This window comes from Streptococcus sp. HMSC064D12 (genome assembly GCF_001837205.1).
Classification (GTDB): domain Bacteria; phylum Bacillota; class Bacilli; order Lactobacillales; family Streptococcaceae; genus Streptococcus; species Streptococcus salivarius_D.
Window position 1 is genome coordinate 1 of record NZ_KV831710.1, and the last position, 298, is coordinate 298.

At 39.3% G+C, this 298-nt stretch carries 1 protein-coding gene; it reads right to left on the reverse strand.

The genetic code is table 11. From position 1 onward, the window contains the following. Nucleotides 1-298 (reverse strand): transposase (locus HMPREF2697_RS00155; protein WP_142350064.1); only part of this gene is annotated, 298 nt, incomplete at both ends.

Sequence of the window (298 nt, forward strand, 5' to 3'; positions counted from 1 at the left end):
GACAAAGATAACAATCAAAATGCTCGTCATAGACAAAGTCTTTTGGACGTAAAAAATCTTTCTTACCTCTTGGTCTAGTGTAAGGGAAAACTGGTGTAATCCCTTTTTCTAGAAGAAACTTGGCAATACTAGGTGTTTTATAGCCTGAATCCGCAATAATGAATTCAGGTGAGAATGGTTCTAGTTTGACAAAAAGAGCAGAGAAAGCCTGACTATCATGGATGTTTCCTGCTTCAACCGTATAAGCTAAGGCCCAGCCGTGTTTATCACAAGCTACTTGAGCATTGTAAGCGAAGAC